Origin of the sequence: Micromonospora orduensis, assembly GCF_006228125.1 — a bacterium.
Taxonomy (GTDB): domain Bacteria; phylum Actinomycetota; class Actinomycetes; order Mycobacteriales; family Micromonosporaceae; genus Micromonospora; species Micromonospora orduensis.
Genome location: NZ_VDFY01000059.1, coordinates 1 through 6203 on the forward strand (window position 1 = coordinate 1; position 6203 = coordinate 6203).

Annotated in this window: 5 protein-coding genes; all 5 read right to left on the minus strand. The window is 70.2% G+C overall.

The features are described from left to right. Nucleotides 1–397: 397 nt before the first annotated feature. Entirely contained in the window at nucleotides 398–1234 is an 837-nt protein-coding gene (locus tag FHG89_RS00815; RefSeq protein WP_139581977.1) for an aldo/keto reductase, read from the minus strand. Nucleotides 1235–1295: 61 nt separating this feature from the next. Next, nucleotides 1296–2900, minus strand: a complete 1605-nt coding sequence (locus FHG89_RS00820) for a hypothetical protein (RefSeq protein WP_139581978.1) — start codon at nucleotides 2898–2900, stop codon at nucleotides 1296–1298. A gap of 175 nt (nucleotides 2901–3075) precedes the next feature. Further along, nucleotides 3076–3474, minus strand: a complete 399-nt coding sequence (locus tag FHG89_RS00825) for a DUF4190 domain-containing protein (protein ID WP_167517315.1) — start codon at nucleotides 3472–3474, stop codon at nucleotides 3076–3078. A 39-nt stretch (nucleotides 3475–3513) separates the two neighbouring features. Next, on the minus strand, nucleotides 3514–3918 hold the full coding sequence (locus FHG89_RS00830; protein WP_139581980.1) for a hypothetical protein: 405 nt from the start codon (nucleotides 3916–3918) through the stop codon (nucleotides 3514–3516). Continuing rightward, nucleotides 3915–6203, minus strand: a 2289-nt coding sequence (locus FHG89_RS00835) for an ATP-binding protein (protein ID WP_139581981.1), incomplete at its 5' end; no start/stop codon positions are given. The genes FHG89_RS00835 and FHG89_RS00830, both read right to left, overlap by 4 nt.

Below are 6203 nucleotides of genomic sequence, written 5' to 3' on the forward strand. Positions count from 1 at the left end.
CCCTTACGGGCGACCGCGACGACGTCGCGGCGGAACTCCAGGGGGAACGCTTTCGGCATGACAGACATCCTTCCAGCGAGGAACAGATCCTCACAGGTCAGGAGTCAACCGAACCGGGTGCAGTCCCGGCGGGTTCTTCGACCACGTGGTCCCGCCGACGCCCCCGCAGACGCGCGAGCACGGCCTGTCCACCGTCCCGACCGCCGCTGCCGGTCCGGGTGCCGCGACGACTCCGCCCGCGCCAGCCCAGGGCGGGTGTGCGCGGCCCTCTCGGGGCGGATGTGTCAGTGAGCGTTATGACTCACAGGTATATCCATGACTCCCAGTCATAACGCTCGTCGCAGTCTCCGCTCGGACGTACTCACGCTTCGTATCCTCCACACCGCGCCCGCCCGGCTCAGAACTCCTCGTACACCGCCGGGTCCTGGTCCGCGAGCCGCCCGTCCGGGCGGCCCAACGCGGTGATGGCCTCCACCTCGGCATCGGTGAGCGGGATGCCGAAGACGTTCAGGTTCTCGACCTGCCGCTGCGGGGAGGCTGCCTTGGGCAGCGGGATCACCTGGCGGGCCACGTGCCAGGCGAGGATGGTCTGCGCCGGGCTGATGCCGTGGGCGGACGCGATCTCCACCACCGTCGGGTGCTGTTGCAGGTCGTTGCCGTGCCCGAGCGGACTCCAGCCCTGCACGAGGATCCCGTGCTCACGGTGGTAGTCGATCGCGTCCTGCTGCGGGAAGTACGGATGCACCTCGATCTGGTTGACCACCGGGGCGACGCCGGTCTCGGCCACCAGCCGGTCGATGTGCTCAGGCAGGAAGTTCGACAGGCCGATGTGCCGGACCAGGCCACGCTCGCGCGCCTCGACCAACGCCCGCCACGCCTGCACGTACAGGTCGACATTCGGGTTCGGCCAGTGGATCAGGTAGAGGTCGATCCGGTCGAGGCCGGTGCGGAACACGCTCTCCTCGATGGTGGTCATCGCCTCGTCGAAACGGTGGTGCCGCCCCGGCAGCTTCGACGTCACCACCAGCTCGTCGCGGACGCCGCCGGCCGCCCGTACGGCCCGACCCACCGCGCCCTCGTTCTCGTAGTTCACCGCGGAGTCGATCAGCCGGTAACCCGCCCGGATCGCCTGACCGATCGCGTCGACTCCCGCCGAACCGTTCAGCCGGTACGTGCCCAGCCCGATCGCCGGCAGGGCGGTGCCGTCGGCGGCCGTCAGGTGGGGGATCGTCATGATTGGACCCTACCCGTACGAGCTGCGCGCCAACGGCGGCTCGATGCTGAACTCCTTGCGGTTACCGGCTGATCGCCCGTTCCTTTGAGGCGCCTAGCAGCGGGTCGGTACGCCGCTCCGATTCGGGCAGATCCATCGCTGCGGCCAGGAGATTGGCGAGCCGGCGGCTGTCGTCCAGCCCTCGCCCCTTGCCAGCCCAGTCGTCGAAAGTGAGCCTGATGTTCTCGTCCGTGGTGATGACGTCCAGAACCGGGCCTCGCTTGTCGCGTTCGCGGAACCGCACGTAGCGAACGTCCGAGAGGGGAAACTCGCGCTCGATGGTGCCTTGTTTGCGCACCGCGCTCTGCGCCGAGATGAAGAGACGGGTGGGTGTCACGCCGAGGTAGGCATCCTCGCCGACGAGACGGTCGAGATTGACATCGGCGATGGCCAGTAGTGACTCCTCGCCAGGCACGATCCAACGGAGGATCCGCAGCACCTCATCCGGCACAGTCTCGGCGAACACCGTGAGCGGCGGATCCAGCGGAGCGGGTTGAGTGTGTACTTGGTCGCGAAGGACCGCCACCCGCTCGGCCAGCGCCTCGGCCATGGCCACGGTGTCTCGGATGTTCTGACGCTTGGTGGTGAACGGCAGACTGCGCTCGGCCGGCAATTCGGCGATCAGACGGCACTGGCGCTCCAGGCCGATGAGCAAGTTCGCCACGTCGTCCATGGCTTGAGTGTGTTCGCGCTGGGTCTCGGCGACCAACTCGGCCAACAGTCGTTCGTTCTCGTCCGCATTCGCCTCGTCGCGGCTGATGTGGCCCGCGCGCAACACCTGGTAGCGATACCAGGACCACTCCGCCATGAGCATGCCGTGCGCGTCGGCGAGGATCTGCTCGACGTTCCTCAGGACGTAGGTGCGACGGTTCTGCCCATCACTGTCGAGCGCCGTGATATGCCCGTGGACGAGCGACATGAAGAGGTGCCGCTGCTTGCGGAGGTCAGCGTCCTTGGTCGCGATGGAGGCGAAGATGTGATCGTTGACGGTGCCGGCAGCCTGCGACTCGCGTACCGCCCGCACCGTCGTCTCATGCAGGCCGAGCAGCGCCGCCCACTGATCCTCGTGCAGGGCGCGAAGAACGTCACGGGTGAGTTGGACGTTCTCGTCGATACGACGTGAGATCGACGCCAGCTGTACCTGCAGCGCCAGGAGCGCGGCGGCGGGCCCGAGAGCGGTGAGTATGGATGCGGTCTGCGCCCCCGTGACAGGTGCCCAGCGGACCGAGGCGGCGATTTTTCCCTTGCTCGTGACGAGCGCGCCCAGGTTCCAGCCGCCCGACGTCATCGGTCGCGCCGTCTTGAGCGCTTGCAGAGTCTGGGGCGACAGACGCACCAGCCCCTGCACGGCGGTCGCGCCCTGTGCGCCCTGCGCCGCCACATTGCCGATGCCCGAGGCCATCGCGAGCTTGTCGGTCAGTCCTTGGCTTGTTCGAGCACTCATCATCTTGAGAGGGATCAGTTCGAAGCCGGCGGGCACCTGGTCCGCGAAGAGAACGGCCACTCCCGGCTCGATCTCGACCAGGCTGACGGTGGGTTCATCTTCAGGCGACACCGTCGTGTCCGGGGCATCGTTATCGATGGGTGTGGAGGATTCGTTCTCGGATCCCTCGGCCTGAAGCACCATTCCACATCCTTCATGATCGACAGCGAGAGCATTACAGTAGGTGCGAACGTGGTGACCGCGGCTCATCCGGAGCGGTACCTCATCGCGCGCAGTGTCTACATGCGAGTGACTGATCAGATTGTGCTTCGTGGGGAGCTGGTCTCGATACCGCAATCACCGATGGCGGCTGCGGTGTTCACGGACCTGCTGTTGGGGTTGGAGTTGCCGCGCCAATCAGACCGCCGAAGAAGACCAGGACCGTCAGCGCGATCATCGGACCGACGAAGACGTAGCCGAGGATCAGACCCGTCACGGCCATGCCCCGCCCGGACCTCGTGCCGTTCCGAGTCTCGTGCAGGCCGACGTGGCCGAGGATGACCGCGAGGACGCAGGGCAGCCCGAACAGGCACCAGCCACCGAGGATGCCGAGGATGCCGAGGACCATCGACGCGGTGGCGGTGCTGGACGAGGGCGGTGCCTGCACCACCACCTGGGGCAGCAGCGGGTGGTAGTGGATCGGCGGGTAGGGACTGACCGGAGCGGCCGAGATCGGCGGCTGCGGGCGGGTCGGGTCGTATCCAGGCTGGTAGGACAAGGCGTTGTTCCTCTTGGCTGGTTGAGTCATCGATAGGGGTCAGCTCGTGGTGCTGGTGGTTAGCTGTAACTGCGCGAGCAGGGTGCTCACCTCGGTGTGCAGGCGACGCAGCTCCGCCGCCGTCGGAGCCAGCTCGTAGCAGTGGTGGTGGGTGGCGGCGGAGAGCGTCGCCCAGGCAAACGCCACCCGGCGGGCGGTTTCGGTGCCCGGACCGAGCCGCCCTCGCAGCATCAACTGCTTCGCGCGGCCCTGCCGGCACGCCGCCACGGTCGGCTTCACCCGCCGCCAGTAGGCGTCGACGCCGCCTTCGAGGGCGAGCCGGATCAGGCAGGCGCAGGCCCGCGGCCACCAGCCGGCGGACACCGCCGTGGCACCGAGCAGACCGGACCCGCGCAGCAGCTGGTCGGCCGCCGCCAGGCAGCGCTGTGGCGTCGGCGCGCTCACGACAGCGCCACCGCGAGGAGGCGTGCGTCCGCGACCAGGGCGGGCAGGTCCGCCAGATACGCCCCGTGCACGCCTTCCCGACACGCCTGGTACGCGTTCGCCGCCCGTCGTCCGTGCCGGCGGAGGAGTTCGTTGCGCACGTCACCGCCCCGATCGGGGTCGTCGAACAACGCCAACGCGACGATGGTGGCGAGCCGTCGAGACGCCGTCTGGATGGCCGCCTCGATGTCGGCGTGCGGGACACCCCGCGCGACCCGGGTGCGCCAGACCGCCTGATGGCATGCCGCCTCCACCGCCGAACGGCACAGCTCCGCCACCACCGGCACGCGCACCTCCACTGGGATCTCCTCGTTGCGTGCCAGCGCGTACGCGTCGTCCAGGTAGCGGGTCACCGGGTCGGAGCTGGGCCGCAGCGTCACCACCGAGCGCTCCGCCCGGGTCACCTCGATGATCCGCGCCTTGCCCAGGTCGAGCCGGCGAACCGCGTCCGGCAGCCGGGTGTCGTGGGTGAAGACGACCACCTGCCGCTGCTCAGCCAGCTCGGCGAGCACCCGCGCGAGACCGTCCACCTTCGACGGATCCATGCTCTGCACCGGGTCGTCGACCACGATGAACCGGAACGGGCTCTCCGGAGCACAGCTGCGGGGCAGGAAGGTGGCCAGCCCCAGCGCCTGCATCTCACCCTGACTCATCACACCCAGCGCGGTACCGTTGCTGGCGCCGTCCACGCTGACCGGGAAGACCACCCGCCGCCGGGTGTTCGCGCCTTCCAACGTCATCGACCCCAGCTCGACGTTGCTCTCCTGCCGCAGCTGCGCCCAGATCCGCCGCGAGTGCCCGGCGAACGGCGCGACCCGCTCGCTGCGAATCTCCGTACCGGCGTCCTTCAGCCACGCACGCGCGGCCTTCAACCGGGTAAGCGTCGCCTCCCGGGCCGGCAACCCGCCGGCCGCGGCCACCCACTCGCGCACCTCGGCCGCCGCCGCCCGCCAGCCGGTGTCGCGCTGCCGAAGAAACCCCTCGGCGTACGCGCGCGCCGCGTCCGCCGCCGTCACCACCGCCGGATACCGCGCCGCCAGGTGGTCGGCCAGTTCAGCCGGCTCCCCGGGTACGCGCCGCAGCGCGGCCACGGCGTCACGCAGCGCCCCGACCGTCGGCTCCGACCCGGGGCCCTCGGGCACCGTGAGGTCGTCGATCAGGTGGTGCGTCTGCCGCAAGAGTGCCGTGAGCCGGGTCGTCGCCGTCTGGGCGGCGACGCTGCGCTGCCGGAGTTCGGTGAGCGACTGCGCGGCGGCGGCACGCCACCCACCGTCCAGGGTGCCGGTGGCGCAGACCGGGCACGACCCGTCGCCCTCGTCCTCATGGTGTTCGAGGGCGAGGCGGAGCAGTTCGGCGCTGCGCAGCGCGGCCCGGGACCGGCCACCGTCGTAGCGCAGCGCCTCTGCCGCCGCCGCCCGCAGCTGACCGGCCAGCCGGGTCACCTCGTCGACCGGCGGCGGGGCGAGGGCGGCGAGTTCCCGGCAGAGCAGCACGTCCCGGTCGGTGGTCGCCTCGTCCGGCTCGTCGAGGACCGCCGTCACCGCACCGAGGTCGACCGCACCCCGACCCCGCAGCAGCGCGGCGGTCCGCCGGGCGCGGTCATCAGCGATACCGCTGAGCGCGTCGACCAGGGCGGCGCGCTGTGCACGTACCTCCTTGATGATGGCGTCGTGCGGCCGGGCGGCGCGCAACAGACGCTGATCGGCGTCGGCGAGCGCGTCCAGGCCGAGGATCGCGAAGAGGGCGTCGAAGAGCTGACTCTGCGTGCCGGCGGCGAGCCTGCCCAGCTCGGCGGCGGTGAGGAACGGCCGGTACAGCTCCAGCGGACGGGCCAGACCCAGCTCGGAGAGGCCGGCGTGCCGACCCCGGGCGCTGGTGACCGTCACCTCGGCGTCGGCCAGCTCGGCTCCGACCGGCCACGCCCGGTTCACCCGGGTCGGCGTGGCCACCCCGTCGACCCGCAGCTCCACGTCGACCCAGCACGGGTCCGGGTTGTGCAGGTTGCGCCATCCCGTACGCCACACGCTGGTCTTGTCGGCCCACCGGGCGCTGTCACCGGTGAGGGCGAGCTCGACGGCCTCGGCGAAGCTGGACTTGCCGGAGCCGTTGCGGCCCACGACCACTGTGAGGCCCGGGCCCGGGTCGACCTGGAGGGTCCGCTCCGGGCCGACACCGCGGAAACCGGCGACGGTCACCGACTTCAGCCAGATTCGGTCCGCCGGTCCGTCGCCGGTGGGGGGGCGGGG

Coding starts and splice junctions, on each gene's coding strand:
- FHG89_RS00815 (WP_139581977.1), bottom strand. CDS start 1,234: ATGACGATCCCCCACCTGACGGCCGCCGACGGCACCGCCCTGCCGGCG.
- FHG89_RS00820 (WP_139581978.1), bottom strand. CDS start 2,900: ATGGTGCTTCAGGCCGAGGGATCCGAGAACGAATCCTCCACACCCATC.